Raw genomic sequence first — 17,960 nt, forward strand, 5'->3', positions numbered from 1 at the left:
CTCATGACGCGACGAGCTCCATGCAGGCATCGGCGATGCGCGCGGCGGCAGAGGGCTGCGCTTTGGCGCGCGCGGCCTCGGCCATTTTCAGGCGGATGGCTGGGTCAGTCAGCAGCATTTTCAGCGGCTCGACCAAGGTTTCCGCACTCAGGTCCGACTCCAACAACAGCTTGGCCGCACCCGCGCGCACCAGATATTCGGCATTGCCAACCTGATGATCGTCCACCGCATAGGGAAAGGGCACAAAGATGGCCGGCACTCCCACTGCGGCGATTTCTGCCACCGTCAGCGCGCCCGCGCGGCAAATCATCAGATCCGCCCAGGCATAAGCCTCGGCCATGTCCGCGACAAAGGGCTGGATATCAGCCTGCACGCCAGCATCCCCGTACGCCTGCCGGGCCAACTCCAGCGTGCGCTCACCGGCTTGATGGCGCACTTCGGGGCGCAACTCCTCGGGCAACCGCGCCAGCGCCTGAGGCACCATTTGGTTCAAAGCCCGCGCCCCCAGCGAACCGCCGAGCACAAAGAGCCGCACTCGATGTCCGTCTTCTGCCAGGCGACCTGCCCAACGCTCGATCGGCGTCGGCAATGCGGCAATCTCCGCGCGCACCGGATTACCGCTGGCCACAGCCGCACGCGCCGGCGGAAAACTCCCGGGGAAGCCCTCGAACACCCGGTCGGCTAGGCGCGCGAGCCATTGATTGGTCATGCCCGGCACGCTGTTTTGTTCTTGAATCACCAGTCTGCGGCCCTGCCGCCAGGCCATGAGCCCGCCGGGACCAGAAACAAAACCGCCCATGCCGAGCACCAGATCAGGCGCACGTCGACGCAGCACCTCAGCGGCCTCGCGCAGTGCCACTGTCAATCGCCAGGGCGCCATGGCAAGCGTCTTGAAACCTTTGCCACGCAGACCCTGAACCTGTAGCCATTCGATCTCAAAGCCCTGTTCAGGCACCAGGCGCGCTTCCAGCCCGGCGCGGGTGCCCATCCAGAAAATTTCAGCGCCGCGCGCGCGCAATGCGTGCGCCACTGCCAGCGCAGGGAACACATGGCCGCCGGTGCCACCGGCCATCACGGCTATGCGCGGCGCCATTGGGAGGTTCCTGTCGGTTTGGGTTCCTGCGCCTTACGGCGCAGCTCGGCATCAAGGCGCAGCAGCATTGCCGCACTCATCATGGCGACGATGATGGAATTGCTGCCATAACTCATAAAGGGCAAGGTCAGCCCCTTGGTCGGCAGCAGCCCGGTGTTGACGCCGGCATTGACGAACGCCTGAATGCCGATCAGCAGGCCAATGCCATGGGCCACATAAGAGGCAAACTCCTCACCCATCTCCCGTGCCCGCGCTCCGATGGCCAAGGCGCGCCAAGTGACGAAGCCCAGCACGACGATGACGACAGCAAAGCCGACAAAACCCAGTTCCTCACCGATCACGGCGAGCAGAAAATCGGTATGTGCCTCGGGCAGGAAATACTGTTTCTGAATCCCATTGCCGAGCCCGACGCCGAGCCACTCCCCGCGCCCCAGCGCAATCAGCGCCTGACTGAGCTGATAACCGCTGTTGAAGGGATCAGCGAAAGGTTTCATGAATGAGGTCACCCGCACAAGCCTGTAGGGCTCGAACAGGACCAATGCCACCAGGGCCATGGACACCAGGGCGATCAGCACCACAAAATGCTTCAGGGGCGCGCCACCCAGAAACAGCAGCCCGAGCACTGTCGCCAACAACACGGCGGCGGTGCCAAAATCCGGCTGTGCCATCACCATAGCGCCGGCGGCACCAAGCAGCAGCAGTGGACTTAGCACGTGGCGCACTTCCAGCCCCGCAGCCAGGGGGCACCGCACCAGATAGCCGGCCAGATAGACCACTGCGAAGAGCTTGACCAGTTCTGAGGGCTGCAAGTTAAAACCGGCCAGGCGAATCCAGCGCGTGGCCCCGTTAACGCTGTAACCCAGCCCAGGAATCAGCACCAGCAACAGCAGCCCCATACCGCCGAGCAGCAGCCAGAGACCGGCACGCTGCCAGAAAGCCACCGGTAGACACCAGCAGACAAAACCGGCCACCGCGCCCAGACCCAGCGCCGTGGCATGCCGGTAGAGATAGTAGAGCGGCTCGTTATGCGGCGGCTGGGCACCGATAGGCATGGACGCCGAGGCCACCATTACAAAGCCCAGTCCCAGCAAAAATATCACCGCCAGCAGCAAGGGATAATCGATCGGCGCCAGGGTTGCGCCCACGCGCGTATGCCAACTGCGCGGCATGCGCGGCATGCGCTCGAGCGCGACCAAGGCAGTGCCTGGGATTGCGGCACTCTCATGCGCCGTCATGGGGCCACCCCCAGCACTGCCTCGGCAAACACCCGGCCGCGATGGCGGTAGTCGGTAAACATATCAAAGCTGGCGCAGGCCGGAGACAAGAGCACCGCATCACCGGGCTGCGCCAGTTTGGCACTGCGGGCGACAGCAGCGTTCATGTCCAAGGCTGTTTCCACCGGCAAGCCGGCTGGTGCGATTGCTTCAATCAGGGGCGCATCCCGGCCGATCAGTACCAGTGCGCGCGCGCATTGCGCCAGCGCAGGCGTCAGTGGAGAAAAATCGGCGCCCTTGCCATCACCGCCCGCAATCAAAACCACCTTGCCCGCGCCCGCTAGGTCGCGCGCAACACCCTGGAGTGCCGCGATGGTCGCACCCGGATTGGTGCCCTTGGAGTCATCAATCCAACGCACGCCACTGGCCTCGGCAACCAGGACGCAACGATGAGGAAGGCCAGGGAATTCCGCTACGGCCGCGCGCATGGGTTCCAGTGGCAGCCCAAACAGATCGCCCAGCGCGAGCGCAGCCAGCGCATTGGCGAGATTGTGCGCGCCAGCCATGCGCACTTCGCGCGCGGGGAACAACGCCTGGCTACCGCGACCGATCCAAAGCTCCGCTGCGTCATCGCCCGCGCCTGGCAGCAAGCCCCAATCATCCTCCCGCTCGGGTTGCCCCAGGCCGAAACTGACCTGCTTGGGCACATTGACGACCAGATCGCGCGAGGCGACATCATCGCGATTGACCACGGCGGCCTGGGCACCCTGGAAGATGCGCTGCTTGGCGCTCGCATAGGCGGCCAGATCTGGGTAACGATCCAGATGATCGGCCGAGAGATTGAGCAAAGCCGCCGCTTGCGGGTGCAGCGACGCCGTCGTTTCGAGCTGGAAGCTGGAGAGCTCCAGCACATAGAGGTCGATATTGGGTGCAAGCAAGTCGAGCGCCGGGGTTCCGAGATTGCCACCGACCGCCACCTTAAGGCCCGCATCGCGCGCCATCTGCCCAAGCAACTCGGTGACCGTACTCTTGCCATTGGAGCCGGTAATGGCCAGCACGGGCGCCGGCACTGAGTGAGTAAAAAGCTCAATATCGCCGCAAATTGGAATATCGCGCCCGCCGAGATAGGGCTTGATGGCTTGCAGCGACACCCCTGGACTGATCACGATCTGCTCGGCGACGGCAAAGGCGCTCGCGTCCCAGCCGCCGAGCATGATGGCAACATCGGGAAATTCCTCGCTCAGGGCTTCGGCCGCCGGCGGCTTGTCGCGGCTGTCGGTGACGGCCACACGGCAACCGATGCTGGTCAAATAGCGCACGCACGAAAGCCCCGTGACCCCCAAACCAACCACCAGTACCCGGGCGCCCGAAAGCTCCGGCAAGGTCGCGATTCTGGGCCCCATGCTGGACCCAATGTTGGGGGTATAGGCGTTCATCGAATCTTCAGACTCGCCAGGCCAATCAAGACCAGAATCACGGTGACAATCCAGAAGCGCACGATCACCCGCGGCTCGGGCCAGCCCTTAAGCTCGTAGTGATGATGCAGGGGCGCCATGCGGAAAATGCGTTTGCCAGTCAGCTTGAAGCTGGCCACCTGCAGCATCACCGACAGGGTCTCAAGCACGAAAATCCCGCCCATGATGAAGAGCACCAGTTCCTGCTTTGCCACCACGGCAACGGCGCCGAGCGCGGCACCCAGGGCCAAGGCGCCAACATCGCCCATGAAAACCTGCGCTGGGTAGGTGTTGAACCACAGAAAACCGAGACCGGAACCGACCAGGGCACCGCAAAAGATCACCACCTCCCCGACCTGAGGGATGTGGGGAATCTTGAGGTAATTGGCGATTTCGGCATGGCCAGCCGCATAAACCATGATGCCGAGCCCGCCGGCCACCAGCACCGCCGGCAGCACCGCCAGGCCATCAAGGCCATCGGTGAGATTCACCGCATTGCTCGCCCCGACTATGACTAGGTAAGCAAAGACAATGAACAGCGGCCCGAGTTGAATGGCCACATTCTTGAGATAAGGCACCAGCAGCTCGGTCTCGTGCGGGCTCGTCGCGGTGTAGTAGAGATAACAAGCCGCAGCCAGCCCAAAGAGCGTCTGCAACAGGTATTTGTAGCGCGCGGGTAGTCCACGCGAGTCGCGCAGCACCAGCTTGCGGTAATCATCGATAAAGCCGATGGCGCCGAAGGCCAGGGTGGTCAGCAGCACAACCCAGACGAAACGATTGGACAAGTCCGCCCACAGCAAGGTGCTGATAGCAATAGCGACCAGCATCAGGGTGCCACCCATGGTGGGGGTACCGGCTTTTGAGAGATGGCTGCTCGGCCCATCATCGCGCACCACCTGACCAACTTTGTAACTGCTGAGCCAGCGGATCAGTGGCCGGCCAACCAAAAGGGCAATGGACAGTGCCGTCAGCACGCCCAGAATGCCGCGCAGCGTCAAGTAGCGGAATACAAAAAACCCGGAGTAAAACTGCGTCAGCCAGTCGGTCAACAGCAACAGCATCTCAGTTCGCCTCCAAGTTCATCGCGAGTCCATCCATCTTTCCACCGGTGCACAGGGCATCGGCAATGCGGTCCATGCCAGCGAGACGAGAGCCTTTCACCAACACGACATCATCGGGTTGCAGTGTCCCCTTTAGCGCCCGCAGCAATTCGGCCTGAGTCGCGAATGCCGCACCCTGATCGCCGAAGGCTGAAGCCGCTTTGCCAGCCAGATCACCAACCGCAAACAAGCGCTCCACCCCAGCATCAAGCGCCCGCCTGCCCATGTCGGCATGCAGCTTCGCACTCTCAGGCCCAAGCTCGCCGAAATCCCCAAGCACCAGCAGGTGGCGACCAGGCAAGTCCACCAGCACATCCACCGCCGCCGCCAGCGAATCCGGGTTGGCGTTATAGCTGTCGTCGATCAGACGCACCCCCTCGGCGGTGCGACGCGGTTGCAGGCGCCGCGCGACCGGTTGCAACAAGGCGAGCCCATGGGCGATGGCATCCACTGGCAGGTCCAAGGCCAGTGCCAGCGCCATTGCTGCCAAGGCATTATTCACATTGTGTCGCCCAGCAAGACCTAGCCCGATTTCCCACGGCTTATCCTGCCCGGGCAGCCAGGCATCGAACAGGGTGCGAAAGCCGTCCTGGTCCCAGCGGGTGCGGATAGAATCCGGGTCTGCCCGCAGCTCGGCCCCCGGTCCGGTGCCAAAGGAAATGCGGCGACACGTGCCGGCTAACTCTTGCCACAAAGGCGTCCAGGGCACATCGGCCATGAACGCAAAGGTGCCATCCGCACCCAGGCCCGAGGCGATCTCACCCTTGGCGCGCGCGACCCCTTCAAGGCTGCCGAAGCCTTCCAGATGGGCGCGCCCGGCATTGGTAATGACCGCCACATCGGGTGCGGCGATGCCGCTCAGATAGCCGATCTCGCCATGATGATTGGCACCCATTTCCAAGATCAGAAACGCCTCATCGCGCGCCGCGAGCAGGGTCAGCGGCATGCCGATGGCATTATTGAGGTTGCCTGCGGTGGCGCGGGTGGCCCCGACCTGACGGCAGATGGCCGCAGTCATTTCCTTACAGGTGGTCTTGCCATTGCTGCCGGTGATGGCGATGACCCTGCCTTTGAAACGCGCCCGCCAAGCTGCCGCCAACCGCCCGAGTCCTTGCAGCGGATCATCAACAATCCATTGCGGCAGATCGACGGCGACCGGGCGACTCACCATGGCGGCCACCGCGCCGCGCTCGGCCGCCGTGGCAACATAGGCGTGGCCGTCGAAACGCTCGCCGCTCAGCGCCACAAACAGCTTGCCCTGGCAGTCTTGACGGCTATCGGTGGTCACGCCATCGAACGCAAGGTCAGCGCCTTCAAGCCGACCGCCAGCGCTTGCCGTCGCCTGCGCAAGAGTCCACATGCTCAGTCCCTCCCCCGCCACTCGCGCAGCGCCTGCATCACCTGAGCCCGATCACTGAAGCGCACCTTCAGATCCCCCATGTCCTGCTCGGTTTCGTGCCCCTTGCCGGCGATCAGCACTGCATCCTCGGGGCCAGCGAGCAGCAACGCGCGGCGAATAGCCACCGCGCGCTGACGTTCGATTTCGGGAGGGGGCACGCTGCCATCTGCCTTCTGCCCGCTTGCTTGCGCCTCATCCATGCCGGCAAGAATCTCGGCAATAATGGCGTCGCCGTCCTCGTGGCGCGGGTTGTCGTCGGTCAAAATAATGTGGTCGGCCAGGCGTGCAGCGGCCTGGCCCATGAGCGGACGTTTGCCGCGATCACGCTCGCCACCACAGCCAAAGACCAGGATCAGCTTGCCATTGCAGTGTGAGCGCAGCTCGCCAAGAGCCTGTTCAAGCGCATCCGGTGTGTGGGCGTAGTCAACCACGCACAGGGGTTCGCCCTCGGCGCCGAAGCATTCCATCCGCCCCGGCACGCCGCAGACCTGATTGAGTTGATGCAGCGCGGTATCAAAATGCACCCCGCGCGCCAACAGCAGGGCCAGGGTCGCGAGCAAATTGGCCGCATTGAAACGTCCGATCAGCCCGGCCTCAATGACGCCGTCAAGCATCTCACTGCCGGCTGCTGGCCGCTGCACCTGCACGGTTAAGCGCAGTCCGCGTTGATGCAGTTCCAGATGTCGGGCGCACAGCAACAGGTCGCAGCGCCCTAGCACCCCGGCCGGAAGGCTGGGCGCTGGACTCAGACTATAGAGCGCCAACCGAGCCTCGGGCGACAGGCTTCCAAGCACCTGGACACTGAAGGCATCATCGGCATTGAGGACAGCCCAGCGCAGGCCCTGGAAAGCAAAGAGCCGCGCCTTGGCCGCCGCATAGGCATCCATGCTGCCGTGATAGTCGAGATGATCCCGGGTCAGGTTTGTCAGGATTGCATAGTCGAGATGCACGGCATCGGCTCGCCGCTGCGCCAGCGCATGCGAGGAAATTTCCATCGCCACCGCCGCAGCGCCCTGCTGGCGCAGATCGGCCATGGTGGACTGAAGGCTGAGCGCATCCGGCGTGGTCATTCCGGTACTGGACAGGGCGTCGGGAAACCCCTGACCCAGGGTGCCAAGGATGGCGCAACGCACCTCGGAGGCGAGACTCTGAGCAACGAAATGGCTAACGCTGGTCTTGCCATTAGTGCCCGTGATGCCGATTATTTCGAGCGCGGCACTGGGGTCATGATGAAAACGGGCCGCTATGGCACCAGCACGAACGCTAAGTTGCTCGACCGGAATCACCGGCAGTGAAAGCTCGGCGGCCAGAGCGCTCATTGCCGAGAGCGACCAGGGACCACCCGGCTCGGCCGCGATGGCACCGAGACCGCGCCCGGCCAGTTCGCGGGCGAAGTCGAGCCCGTGCGCCTGCCCGCCCTGGCAGGCCAGAAACAAGGCGCCCGGACCAGCCTTGCGGCTGTCGAGCGCGATACCCGCAAGCGGCACTGGCGACACTTCAATGCCAGGCGCAATGAAGCCTGCGAGCAACTCATCGAGCCGCCAGGCGCCGTTAGAAAACGCGGGGGCCGCCATCATCTAGGCGCCCCTGCGGGAGAGTCCGCGCCGGCTGTTAGCAAGAGGCTGGCCGCCGGATCATCCGGTGGCACATTGTAGAGGCGCAGGGCCATTTCCATGACCTTGGCAAAGACCGGCGCCGCGACCAAACCGCCGTAGTATTGTTTGCCACCCGGCTCGTCGATCATCACCACCATGACGAAACGCGGCGCGCTCGCTGGTGCCATGCCGGCAAACACCGCCTGGTATCGCCCGTCGACATAGCCATGGGGGCCGGCTTTCTTGGCGGTACCGGTCTTGCCCGCCACCCGATACCCCGTCACTGCTGCACGCCGAGCCGTGCCCTCGGGCGAGACCACGGTTTCCATCATGGCGCGCACGTCCCGCATGGTGCGAGGAGAAAACACCCGTTGCGCCTCACCCCCGCGATCCCGGCGCAGCAGGGTCACGGGTCGCAAGACGCCATCGCCAGCCAGCACGCCATAGGCACTGGCCAGCTGCATGGTGGTGACATTCAGCCCATAGCCGAACGCCAGAGTGGCATGCTCGAATTCAGACCAGCCCTCAAAATTCGGCAAGAACCCAGAACCTGTTCCCGGGAAAGGTTGCTCATCTCCAACCCAGTGCACCGCCTGTCCAAAACCGACCCGATCATAGAGTTGCCACAGCAGCGCACGGTCCATCTGCCGGGCGATTTTCACAATGCCGACATTGCTCGATTTCGTCAGCACACTCGTGGCGTTGAGCAAGCCATAGTTGTGCACATCGCGCACCCGATTTCTGCCAACTTGCAAAAAGCCGGGCCCGGTATCGACGGCAGTACCGGGGTTGATGACGCCATTTTCCATGGCCATGGCAATGACCAGTGGTTTGACGGTCGAGCCGGGCTCAAACAGGTCGGTAAAGACGCGATTACGGCGCTGCGCAGCCAGTTCGGAGCGCGGCGCATTGGGATTGAAGGACGGCTGACTGGCCGCGGCCAGCACCTCGCCGGTATCAACATCGAGCAAAACAGCAGTGCCGCCGACGGCCTGATGCTGACTCACGGCACGCTTGAGTTCCCGATAGGCCAGAAACTGCAATCGCCGATCCAGACTCAGCAACAGATCCTCGCCATGGCGTGGCGCGCGGATCTGCTCGATTTCCTCCACCACCCGGCCGCGACCGTCCTGAATCACCCGGCGCTTGCCGGGGATGGCGCGCAATTGCTGGTCATAGGCCAGCTCGATGCCTTCCTGCCCCTGATCGTCGATATCGGTGAAACCCAGCACGTGAGCGAAAACCTCGCCACCGGGATAGAACCGGCGATATTCGGTCTCAACGCCAAAGCCCTGCACATCGTAGCGGCGCACGACCTCCTCGGCAGCATCGACCAGGCGCGGCTCAACGCGGCGGCGCAGGTACATGAAGGCCTTCTCGCGATAGTGCTCGAGCCGCTGCTTCAATTCGGTCGGGTCGAGCTCCAGACTCTGCGCCAGGGGCTCAATGGCTTGGGGGCGTTCGAGCAGGGAGCGCGGGTCGATGCTCAGGGTGGCCACGGCGGTACTAATCGCCAGCGGCTCGCCATGGCGATCCATCACCATGCCGCGACGGGCTGGAATCTCGCGCTCGCGCACCGAGCGCAGCTCGCCCTCGTGCTTGAGAAAATCCGTCTCCAACACCTGCCGATAGAAGGCGCTGGCCAGCACGGCACTGAATGCAACACTCAGACCGACCAACAGGACCGCGCGCCGCGCCGGAAAATTTGGTTTTTGCGTCAGCGCTTTCTGCCAACGTTCAGCGCGCTTTTTGCGTTCGAGCTTAACGGTCATGGGTCGCCACCTCCAGCACGCGTACATCCGCCGCCTCGGGCAAGTGCATGCCAAGTGCTTGCCGCGCGCGCTCTTCAAGGCGCGAGTGCGCGGTCAGCGAGGCTTCCTCAAGGCGCAGCCGCCCCCACTCCACATCCAGGGCATCGCGCTCGGCACGGGCCTCCTGCAAACGCACGAACTCCCCGCGCGTCAGGTACTTGACATAGGCGACGGACACGGCACTGAAAATCACCGCAATCATCAGCAGAGCAAGACCAACCTGGCTCGAGCGACTCATGAGCGCCGCTCCGCCACCCGCAGGATGGCACTACGCGCACGCGGATTTGTCGCAATTTCGCTCTCGCCCGGACGCAGCGCGCCGCCGAGCGAACGCAGCAGCCCGCTGCTGGCGGCAGCACGCACCGGCACCGATTTGGGCAACACCGGCCCGCGCGCCTGATCGCGAATAAAGCGTTTGACGATCCGATCCTCTAGCGAATGAAAGCTGATCACCACCAAGCGGCCGCCGGCGGCCAGCAACTCAGTCACGCCCGCCAGGCAGGCGCGCAGCTCGTCGAGCTCCTGATTGATGACAATACGCAGCGCTTGAAAGCTTCTCGTCGCCGGATGCTTACCAGGTTCCCGGGTCGGCACACTGCGCTCAATCAAACCGGCCAGGGCGCCAGTGGTGGTCAAGGCCCGCTGCGCGCGCTCGCGTTCGATGGCGCGGGCGATGCGCGCGGCATAGCGCTCCTCGCCATAGTCTTTCAGCACCCGAACGATCTCAGCGACCGGCGCCCCCGCCAGCCAGGCCGAGAGGGGTTCGCCTTGGCTTGGATCCATACGCATATCCAGCGGGCCATCCTGGTTGAAACTAAAACCGCGCGCAGGCGTATCAAGCTGCGGCGAAGACACGCCGAGATCGAGCAAAAAGCCGGCAATACGCCCTTGCAAACCCATTTCTTTAAGCCGTGCCGGTGTCTCGGACAAACGGCAGTGGCTGATTTGCAGCCGACAGTCTCTCTGCTGCAAAGCCTCCCCGGCACCAATCGCCTCGGGATCGCGATCAAAGGCCAGCAGGCGGCCGTCGGGGCCCAGGCGCTCAAGCAAGGCGCGCGCATGGCCGCCGCGCCCGAAGGTCGCGTCAACATAGGTCGCGGCAGGATTGATCGCCAATGCATGCATAGTTTCTTCCACAAGGACAGGGCAATGTTGTGCGTTCCCAAGGGCCGTGCCGCCCCCAGGGTGGTCACAGCCGGTCGGGCCCATCCTGATCTCCGTCTTGTTGGCCCGGGGTCGCCGGGCTAAATGGATAACGAACCGAGTTCGGAATTCGCCGCCAGATTCGCCATGTCAAAAGATGCTTCCGCTTCCTTCAGGGTCTGGCGCCAGATCGCCTCGTCCCAGAGTTCAAATTTATTACCGACACCAACCAAGGCGACGCGCTTATCGAGATTCGCGTACTCACGCTGCTCGCTGGTCACCATTACCCGCCCCTGGGTGTCGATTTCGACATCGTTGGCGTAGCCGATCAGCAGTCGCTGCATGGAACGACTTGTTGGATCGAAGGATGGCAGCCCCATCAGCTTGCGCTCGATATCCGTCCAGGTTGTTTCGGGATAAACCAGCAAGCAATGTTGCGGGTCGGCGGTAATCACCAGACGCGAGTCGCACATCCGCGCCAGACGCTCGCGCTGCCGCGCGGGTATCGCCAGACGCCCCTTGGCGTCGAGATTCAAATAGCTAACCCCACGAAACACGGCTGCTGTCGCTGAGCGACCTCCTCCTTAATTCCCCACAATCCCCCACGCAAAAATGATATTAGGAGAGCTTGGGCCACCGGTCAAGGAACTGACAGGCATTTTCTTCGAGCTTCCAGCGACTTACGCAAACTGCTTAAACTCGGAGAGAGGAAACCAGAAACAAACCGTTTTTCAGTGCCCTGAACGTAATTCCTAAGGTTAAATCGAGGTTATTAGAGCTCTTTGAAGCTGGCATACGGAGCCGAGAGGAGCGCGCGCAGCGACGCCCAAGAGCCATCAGAAAGCCCGATTTGACGCGCTATTTGCGAACGCGAAAGGCAGATCAAGCGGCAAGAGGCAGAGCACGGCCACCGTTCGTCGGAAACTTGAAACGGCGGTCGCGGAAGGTGAGACGGAAGCGGGTGAGAAATGAGTGGGGAGAAGTGGGGGAAGATTAGTTCGCTTTCAAGATGCGTTCGATCTGGCGCCGGTGGGTACTGGTGTGGAAGGCGGCCAGCGCATGCCATTGGGCGGCAGAGAGGTTGCCAAACCAAGGGTGGGGACAGCGGGAGCCGGCATGGAGGTTGCCAAGTTTATCGACCACCTCGGTATAACGCTCGCGCAGGGTGGCGAGACTTTCGATCTGTTCAGGCCCAGCAGTGGGCAGGGGTTTCAGATCCTCGAGCGGAAAGTCGACACAGGGGTCGCGCCGCGAGAAAAGCCGCGGCAGCAGCGCGGTGATGGCGGTGTTGGCGATGACCAGATGCTCCAAGACCATGAAAACCGACCAATCGCAGCTGTCGGCTTCGACCCCAAAGAAACGCGAGATGGCCACGGGTCGCTGACCATCCTCAAGCGATAGCCGCGCCGCCAATTCAATTGCCTGGTGCGCCTCCTCACGAAACATAGCGGTGATGCGATCCTTGCTGTAGAAGCGCGCCGTTAGCCGGATACTGGCGGCGATGAAACGCCGCTCCAGGCCAGGGATACCCTGGCCCGGGACTTTGGACGGCTTGGGTGTCTCGCTCATGCTGGCCTCATCTCGAACGTCATCTGGACCCCGATTTCGATCACGCCTCCATCGGGGCAAGGGACAGGGGGCAAGAATCGGGCTGCGGACATCAAGCGGCGTTGCGCACGGCCTGCTGCTTGCCCCAGGTGTCTCGCAGGGTCACGGTGCGATTGAAGACCAGGCAATCTGCCTGGCTGTCATCATCGACGGCGAAATAGCCTTCGCGCTCGAACTGAAAGCGCTCGCCAGGTTGTGCCGCGCCCAGACTGGCCTCGGCCTGACAGCCGGTCAAGACGCTCAAAGACGCGGGGTTGAGGTCTGCGACCATATCGCGCCCCCCAGCCCCAGGACTGGGGGTGCTAAACAGCCGATCATAAAGCCTGACCTCGGCCGTCACTGCGGACTGAGCCGCGACCCAGTGAATCACACCTTTCACTTTGCGGCCCTGCGGATTGCAGCCAAGCGTATCGAGATCAACTGATGCGCGCAGCTCGACCGGCGTTCCGTCCGGGTCGTGAATAATCTCCTCGCAGCGAATCACGTAGGCATTACGCAGGCGCACTTCGCCACCCGGCACTAGGCGCTTAAAGCCTTTGGGCGGGTTCTCGGAAAAATCCTCGCGGTCAATCCACAGCTCGCGACCAAAGGGAATCGCGCGGGTGCCCATGCTGCCATCCTTGGGATGACGCGCTGCTTCGAGCGATTCGACCCGCTCTGCTGGCCAATTCTCCAGCACCACCTTGAGTGGGCGCAGCACCACCATGGCGCGCGGCGCGCTGGCGTCGAGGTGGTCGCGGATGGCGCTCTCGAGCATGCCCATTTCGACCAGATTGTCGGACTTGGTCACCCCGATGCGCTGACAAAAATCGCGGATGGATTCCGGTGTGTAGCCGCGGCGGCGCAGCCCGGCGATGGTCGGCATGCGCGGGTCATCCCAGCCGGCGACCAGCCCCTCCTCGACCAGCCGGGTGAGGATGCGCTTACTCATCACGGCATATTCAAGATTCAGCCGACTGAACTCGATCTGACGCGGTTTCGTCGGCACCGAAACATGTTCGATGCACCAGTCGTAGAGTGGGCGGTGATCCTCAAACTCCAAAGTACAGAGCGAATGGGTCACGCCTTCGAGCGCATCGGAGAGCGGATGGGTGAAGTCGTAGGTGGGATAGAGACACCAGGCATTGCCGGTTTGGTGATGGATCACGCCACGCTTGATGCGGTAGAGCACCGGGTCGCGCAGGTTAATGTTGGGCGAGGCCATGTCGATACGCGCACGCAGGGTGCGGCTGCCATCGTCAAACTCCCCGGCGCGCATGCGCTCGAACAGCGCCCTGTTCTCCGCCACAGAGCGCTCGCGATAAGGGCTGTCGCGCCCGGGCTCGGTCAGGGTACCGCGATAGGCACGGGTGTCCTCGGCGCTGAGATCGCAGACATAGGCAAGCCGCTGGTCAATTAACTCAAGCGCAAAAGCATAAAGCTGCTCGAAGTAATCGGAGGCAAAAAACACCCGCTCGCCCCAGTGGAAACCCAGCCAGCGCACATCGGCCTGGATGGAGGCGACGAATTCGGGGCTTTCTTTTAGCGGGTTGGTGTCGTCGAAGCGCAGATTGCACTGACCACCAAAGTCTTCCGCCAGGCCAAAATTCAGCACAATGGATTTGGCATGCCCGATGTGCAAATAACCGTTGGGCTCGGGCGGGAAACGCGTGACGATGCGCTGGTGTTTGCCGGCGGCCAGGTCCGCCGCGACGATCTGACGAATGAAATGCGTGACGGGCGCGGCGGGAGTATCAGACATCGAGCGGGGCTTCTGTGAGTCGGTTGCAGATAGGGATTGAAGCGCGAACCAGGCAGACCGGCATCCAGAAACGCCAGCCAATGCAGGTTGTGCGCAAGGATACTACAGCCGAGGGAGTCGGAACATCGGCGGCGCGAGATGGCCGCCGATGTCCGAACGCCTTGACCTGCTTCAGCCTTTGTCGGCCTCGGGCAGGTTCCAGACCTCGGGCGAATGGTACAGGCGTGACAGCAGCAATTCGCGCTGCATTTCCAGTTCGCGCGGCAAGTGGTCGCCAAAGCGCGCCAAGAGTTCTTCCTGATCGAGCGCTTCGCGGCGCGCGATCTCCCGATCAATGCCCATGATGGAGTCAAAATCGGCCTTAGTGAAGTCGATACCCTCCCAGTTCAGAGCATCATAGGGAGGTAACAGACCGAAGGGGCTCTCCACCGCGGGCGCCCCGCCCTCGCAGCGCTCGACAATCCATTCCAGCACCCGCATGTTATCGCCAAAGCCCGGCCAGATAAAATGGCCATGCTCATCCTTACGGAACCAATTCACGCGGAAAATCGGCGGCGGTGTAGCCACCTTCTGCCGCCCGATGCGCAGCCAGTGCTTCCAGTATTCGGCCATGTTGTACCCACAGAAGGGCAGCATGGCCATGGGATCGCGCCGCATCGACTGCTGGCTGACGGCTGCGGCCGTGGCCTCCGAGCCCATGGTGGCGGCCAGATAAACGCCGTGCTCCCAGCTGAAGCTCTGGAACACCAGCGGGAAGTTCTTGCTGACACGCCCGCCAAACAGAAACGCACTGATAGGCACGCCGGCCGGGTCCTCCCAAGCGGGGTCCACCGAGGGACACTGACCAGCAGGGGCGGTAAAGCGGGAGTTGGGATGCGCCGCCGGTCGATCAGTGTTTGGGGTCCAGTCGTTACCCTGCCAGTCAATCAAGTGCGCTGGCGCTTCTTTGGTCAGCCCCTCCCACCAGACATCGCCATCGTCGGTCAGGGCGGTATTGGTGAAGATGGCATTTTCCTTCAGCGAAGCCAATGCATTGGGATTCGAACTGGCATTGGTGCCGGGCGCCACGCCGAAGTAGCCGTATTCGGGATTAATGCCATAGAAGCGCCCATCCTCGGGATTGGGCTTGATCCAGGCAATGTCGTCACCGACGGTGGTCACCTTCCAGCCGTCGAAGCCCTCGGGCGGAATCAGCATGGCAAAATTGGTCTTGCCGCAGGCACTCGGGAAGGCGGCGGCGACATAGTGCTTCTTGCCCTCGGGTGACTCGACGCCGAGAATCAGCATGTGCTCGGCAAGCCAGCCCTCATCACGCGCCATGACCGAAGCGATGCGCAACGCGAAGCACTTCTTGCCGAGCAGGGCATTGCCACCATAGCCGCTGCCGAAGGACCAGATCTCGCGCGTCTCGGGGAAATGCACGATGTATTTGTCCTCGATATCGGTCGCGCAAGGCCAGGGCACATCGTCCTGATTGGGCTCCAACGGGGCTCCAACACTGTGCATACAGGGGACAAATTCACCATCCTCGCCCAGTACATCCAGCACCGGTTGCCCCATGCGCGTCATGATGCGCTGGTTGGCCACCACATAGGCCGAATCGGTAATCTCAATGCCGATATGCGCAATGGGCGAGCCAAGCGGCCCCATGCTGAAAGGAATGATGTACATGGTGCGCCCACGCATGCAGCCACGAAACCGCTCCAAAAGCTCGGCGCGCATGGCCTTGGGGTCCATCCAGTTATTGGTTGGACCAGCGTCTTCCTCGCGCTCAGAGCAGATGAAGGTCCGATTCTCCACCCGCGCGACATCGCTCGGGTGCGAGCGCGCAAGAAAGCTGTTCGGACGCTTCTCGGGATTGAGCCGAATGAAGCTCCCTTTCTCCACCGCCTGATCGCAAATGCGTTTGTACTCTTCCTCCGAGCCGTCGCACCAGCAGATGCGATCTGGGGTAGTGAGCGCCGCCATTGCATCCACCCAGGCGAGCAATTTGGCGTGGCGGGTTCGGGTTGCGCCATCATGGGTCATGGTCATTTTGAAAAGCTCCTGTCTTTGTCGCTGATATTACGCAAATACTACGCCAGCAGGCTGGTGCCGGACAGTCCGCTTGGTGGCAGATGAGTCAAGCGGGTGGGATCAGCCCGCCCGCGCAGAAGTGCGCTTGGCTCCGGCTGGACGCCGACCAACACCGCGCCCCGCAGGTCTGGGCGAAGCGGGCAACCCGGCAAGCGCCAGCAGCCCGGACTCCTCCTCCTCGGTCAGCGCCCGCCACTGGCGTGGCAACGGCCGGGCGCCAAGAATCACATTACCAAAACGCACGCGTTTGAGGCGACTGACAGCACAGCCAACCGCTTCCCACAGGCGCCGCACCTCGCGATTGCGCCCCTCGCACAGCACCACATGGAACCATTGATTGAAACCGCTGCCACCAGAGACGACGATCTCCTCAAAGCGCGCCTGACCATCCTCGAGTTGCACTCCCTGTGTCAGCCGACGCAACACATCATCGGCGACCGGCCCCTGCACCCGCACGGCATATTCGCGCTCAACCGCGTGCGAGGGATGCATCAGGCCATTGGCTAGGGCACCATCGTTGGTCAGCAGCAGCAATCCGGCAGTATTGATGTCGAGCCGCCCGATGGCGATCCAGCGCCCGTCCTGAAGGCCGGGCAGATGCTGAAACACCGTGGTGCGGCCTTCGGGATCGCGTCTGGTGACCACCTCACCCTCAGGCTTGTGATAAGCAATGATGCGCCGGCGCTTAAAGGCATCGCGTTGCAAACGCACCGCGCGCCCGTCGACCATCACCTTGTCACCTGCAACCACGCGCTCGCCGAGTTTCGCCACTCGCCCGTTAATGCGCACCCGCCCGGCCGCGATCCATTCCTCAATGCGCCGCCGCGAGCCCTGCCCCGCCTCAGCCAGCGCCTTTTGCAGGCGCACGCCCGCCTGCGGGCTATGCTCTTCGGCGCTCATGAAGGGAACTCCTCGTTGTCGGTTTCTGGGCTATCCACTTCTGGGTTGTCGGCTTCTGGCTGATCGGCTGGACGGTCATCAGGGTCTGTCTGCTCACCGGCGTCTGTCTGATCGGCGGGCTCTTGCGCATCAGCGACGGGCTCCGGCGGCGTTAGCTCCGCCAGTGCCGGATGCTCGCGCAGCAGGTCAGCCGGCTCACGCAGAGCGGCCAGTGGGGGTAAATCGTTTAGGGATATCAAGCCGAAATAGTCCAGAAAGGTCTTGGTGGTGGTGTAGAGCGCCGGACGCCCCGGCACATCGCGATGGCCGACCACCCGCACCCAGTCGCGCTCTTGCAGGGTGCGGATAATCTGGGTACTGACCGAAACGCCACGAATGTCTTCGATTTCCCCGCGCGTGATGGGTTGGCGGTAGGCGATGAGCGCCAGAGTCTCGAGCAGCGCCCGCGAGTAACGCGTCGGTTTTTCATCCCACAAGCGCGCCACCCGAGGGGCAACCTCGGCGCGCACCTGGATGCGATAGCCACCGGCCACCTGCATCACCTCGATGCCACGCCCGGCATAGTCTTGCTCCAGAGCGCCCAGCGCCGCGAGCACGGCCTCGCGCGGCGGCTGTTCGTCCTCGCCATAGAGTGCCAGCAACCGCTCGACACTGAGCGGGCCGCCAGCGGCCAGCAGGGCACCCTCAACAACCTGTTTAAGATCGGGTTCAGACGCGCTTTTGCAACCAGGCTCAGACCTAGGCTGGAGGTCAAGCACGACATCGGGCCTCGGCGCAAACTCGCTATCAGACTTGATATCCGGTTTCATTTTAGGCATGGGCCCCT

General features: G+C 62.7%; 15 protein-coding genes. All 15 read right to left on the reverse strand.

The features are described 5' to 3' along the window. Position 1 precedes the first annotated feature (1 nt). The 15 genes from murG to scpB all read right to left on the reverse strand — a co-directional run bounded on the left by murG (position 2) and on the right by scpB (position 17,952). Positions 2 to 1,093: an undecaprenyldiphospho-muramoylpentapeptide beta-N-acetylglucosaminyltransferase gene (murG, locus tag Thiofri_RS21405; protein ID WP_009148475.1), complete on the reverse strand. Its 1,092-nt coding sequence runs from the start codon at positions 1,091 to 1,093 to the stop codon at positions 2 to 4. Then, positions 1,078 to 2,328 carry a putative lipid II flippase FtsW gene (gene ftsW, locus Thiofri_RS21410; RefSeq protein WP_009148476.1) on the reverse strand — a complete coding sequence of 417 codons (1,251 nt, stop codon included), beginning with the start codon at positions 2,326 to 2,328 and terminating at the stop codon, positions 1,078 to 1,080. Before ftsW ends, murG begins: the two co-directional genes overlap by 16 nt. Next, entirely contained in the window at positions 2,325 to 3,743 is a 1,419-nt protein-coding gene (gene murD, locus Thiofri_RS21415) for a UDP-N-acetylmuramoyl-L-alanine--D-glutamate ligase (RefSeq protein WP_009148477.1), read from the reverse strand. Before murD ends, ftsW begins: the two co-directional genes overlap by 4 nt. Beyond that, positions 3,740 to 4,822: a phospho-N-acetylmuramoyl-pentapeptide-transferase gene (mraY, locus tag Thiofri_RS21420; protein WP_009148478.1), complete on the reverse strand. Its 1,083-nt coding sequence runs from the start codon at positions 4,820 to 4,822 to the stop codon at positions 3,740 to 3,742. The genes murD and mraY overlap by 4 nt, the downstream gene beginning before the upstream one ends. A gap of 1 nt (position 4,823) precedes the next feature. Beyond that, on the reverse strand, positions 4,824 to 6,221 hold the full coding sequence (locus tag Thiofri_RS21425) for a UDP-N-acetylmuramoyl-tripeptide--D-alanyl-D-alanine ligase (protein WP_009148479.1): 1,398 nt from the start codon (positions 6,219 to 6,221) through the stop codon (positions 4,824 to 4,826). A gap of 2 nt (positions 6,222 to 6,223) precedes the next feature. Beyond that, positions 6,224 to 7,837 (reverse strand): UDP-N-acetylmuramoyl-L-alanyl-D-glutamate--2,6-diaminopimelate ligase, encoded by a 1,614-nt coding sequence (locus Thiofri_RS21430; protein WP_009148480.1) that lies wholly within the window; start codon positions 7,835 to 7,837, stop codon positions 6,224 to 6,226. Further along, positions 7,834 to 9,627: a peptidoglycan D,D-transpeptidase FtsI family protein gene (locus Thiofri_RS21435; RefSeq protein WP_009148481.1), complete on the reverse strand. Its 1,794-nt coding sequence runs from the start codon at positions 9,625 to 9,627 to the stop codon at positions 7,834 to 7,836. Before Thiofri_RS21435 ends, Thiofri_RS21430 begins: the two co-directional genes overlap by 4 nt. Next, on the reverse strand, positions 9,617 to 9,904 hold the full coding sequence (gene ftsL / locus Thiofri_RS21440) for a cell division protein FtsL (protein ID WP_009148482.1): 288 nt from the start codon (positions 9,902 to 9,904) through the stop codon (positions 9,617 to 9,619). Before ftsL ends, Thiofri_RS21435 begins: the two co-directional genes overlap by 11 nt. After that, complete coding sequence (gene rsmH / locus Thiofri_RS21445; RefSeq protein ID WP_407702921.1) at positions 9,901 to 10,791, reverse strand: 16S rRNA (cytosine(1402)-N(4))-methyltransferase RsmH; 891 nt, start codon at positions 10,789 to 10,791, stop codon at positions 9,901 to 9,903. Before rsmH ends, ftsL begins: the two co-directional genes overlap by 4 nt. 119 nt (positions 10,792 to 10,910) lie before the next feature. Beyond that, the gene (mraZ, locus tag Thiofri_RS21450; RefSeq protein WP_009148484.1) at positions 10,911 to 11,366 is read right to left on the reverse strand and encodes a division/cell wall cluster transcriptional repressor MraZ; all 456 of its coding nucleotides are present in this window, start codon (positions 11,364 to 11,366) and stop codon (positions 10,911 to 10,913) included. A gap of 436 nt (positions 11,367 to 11,802) precedes the next feature. Beyond that, positions 11,803 to 12,378, reverse strand: coding sequence for a DinB family protein (locus Thiofri_RS21455; protein WP_009148485.1), 576 nt, complete (start codon positions 12,376 to 12,378; stop codon positions 11,803 to 11,805). Between the two features lie 91 nt (positions 12,379 to 12,469). Beyond that, on the reverse strand, positions 12,470 to 14,158 hold the full coding sequence (locus Thiofri_RS21460) for a glutamine--tRNA ligase/YqeY domain fusion protein (protein ID WP_009148486.1): 1,689 nt from the start codon (positions 14,156 to 14,158) through the stop codon (positions 12,470 to 12,472). A 171-nt stretch (positions 14,159 to 14,329) separates the two neighbouring features. Beyond that, a complete protein-coding gene (locus Thiofri_RS21465) occupies positions 14,330 to 16,192 on the reverse strand; it encodes a phosphoenolpyruvate carboxykinase (GTP) (RefSeq protein WP_009148487.1) in 1,863 nt (620 codons plus the stop codon). A gap of 102 nt (positions 16,193 to 16,294) precedes the next feature. After that, complete coding sequence (gene rluB, locus Thiofri_RS21470; protein WP_009148488.1) at positions 16,295 to 17,134, reverse strand: 23S rRNA pseudouridine(2605) synthase RluB; 840 nt, start codon at positions 17,132 to 17,134, stop codon at positions 16,295 to 16,297. Continuing rightward, the gene (scpB, locus tag Thiofri_RS21475; RefSeq protein ID WP_390165879.1) at positions 17,131 to 17,952 is read right to left on the reverse strand and encodes an SMC-Scp complex subunit ScpB; all 822 of its coding nucleotides are present in this window, start codon (positions 17,950 to 17,952) and stop codon (positions 17,131 to 17,133) included. The genes rluB and scpB overlap by 4 nt, the downstream gene beginning before the upstream one ends. Between the last annotated feature and the right edge of the window lie 8 nt (positions 17,953 to 17,960).

This window comes from Thiorhodovibrio frisius, assembly GCF_033954835.1.
Taxonomy (GTDB): domain Bacteria; phylum Pseudomonadota; class Gammaproteobacteria; order Chromatiales; family Chromatiaceae; genus Thiorhodovibrio; species Thiorhodovibrio frisius.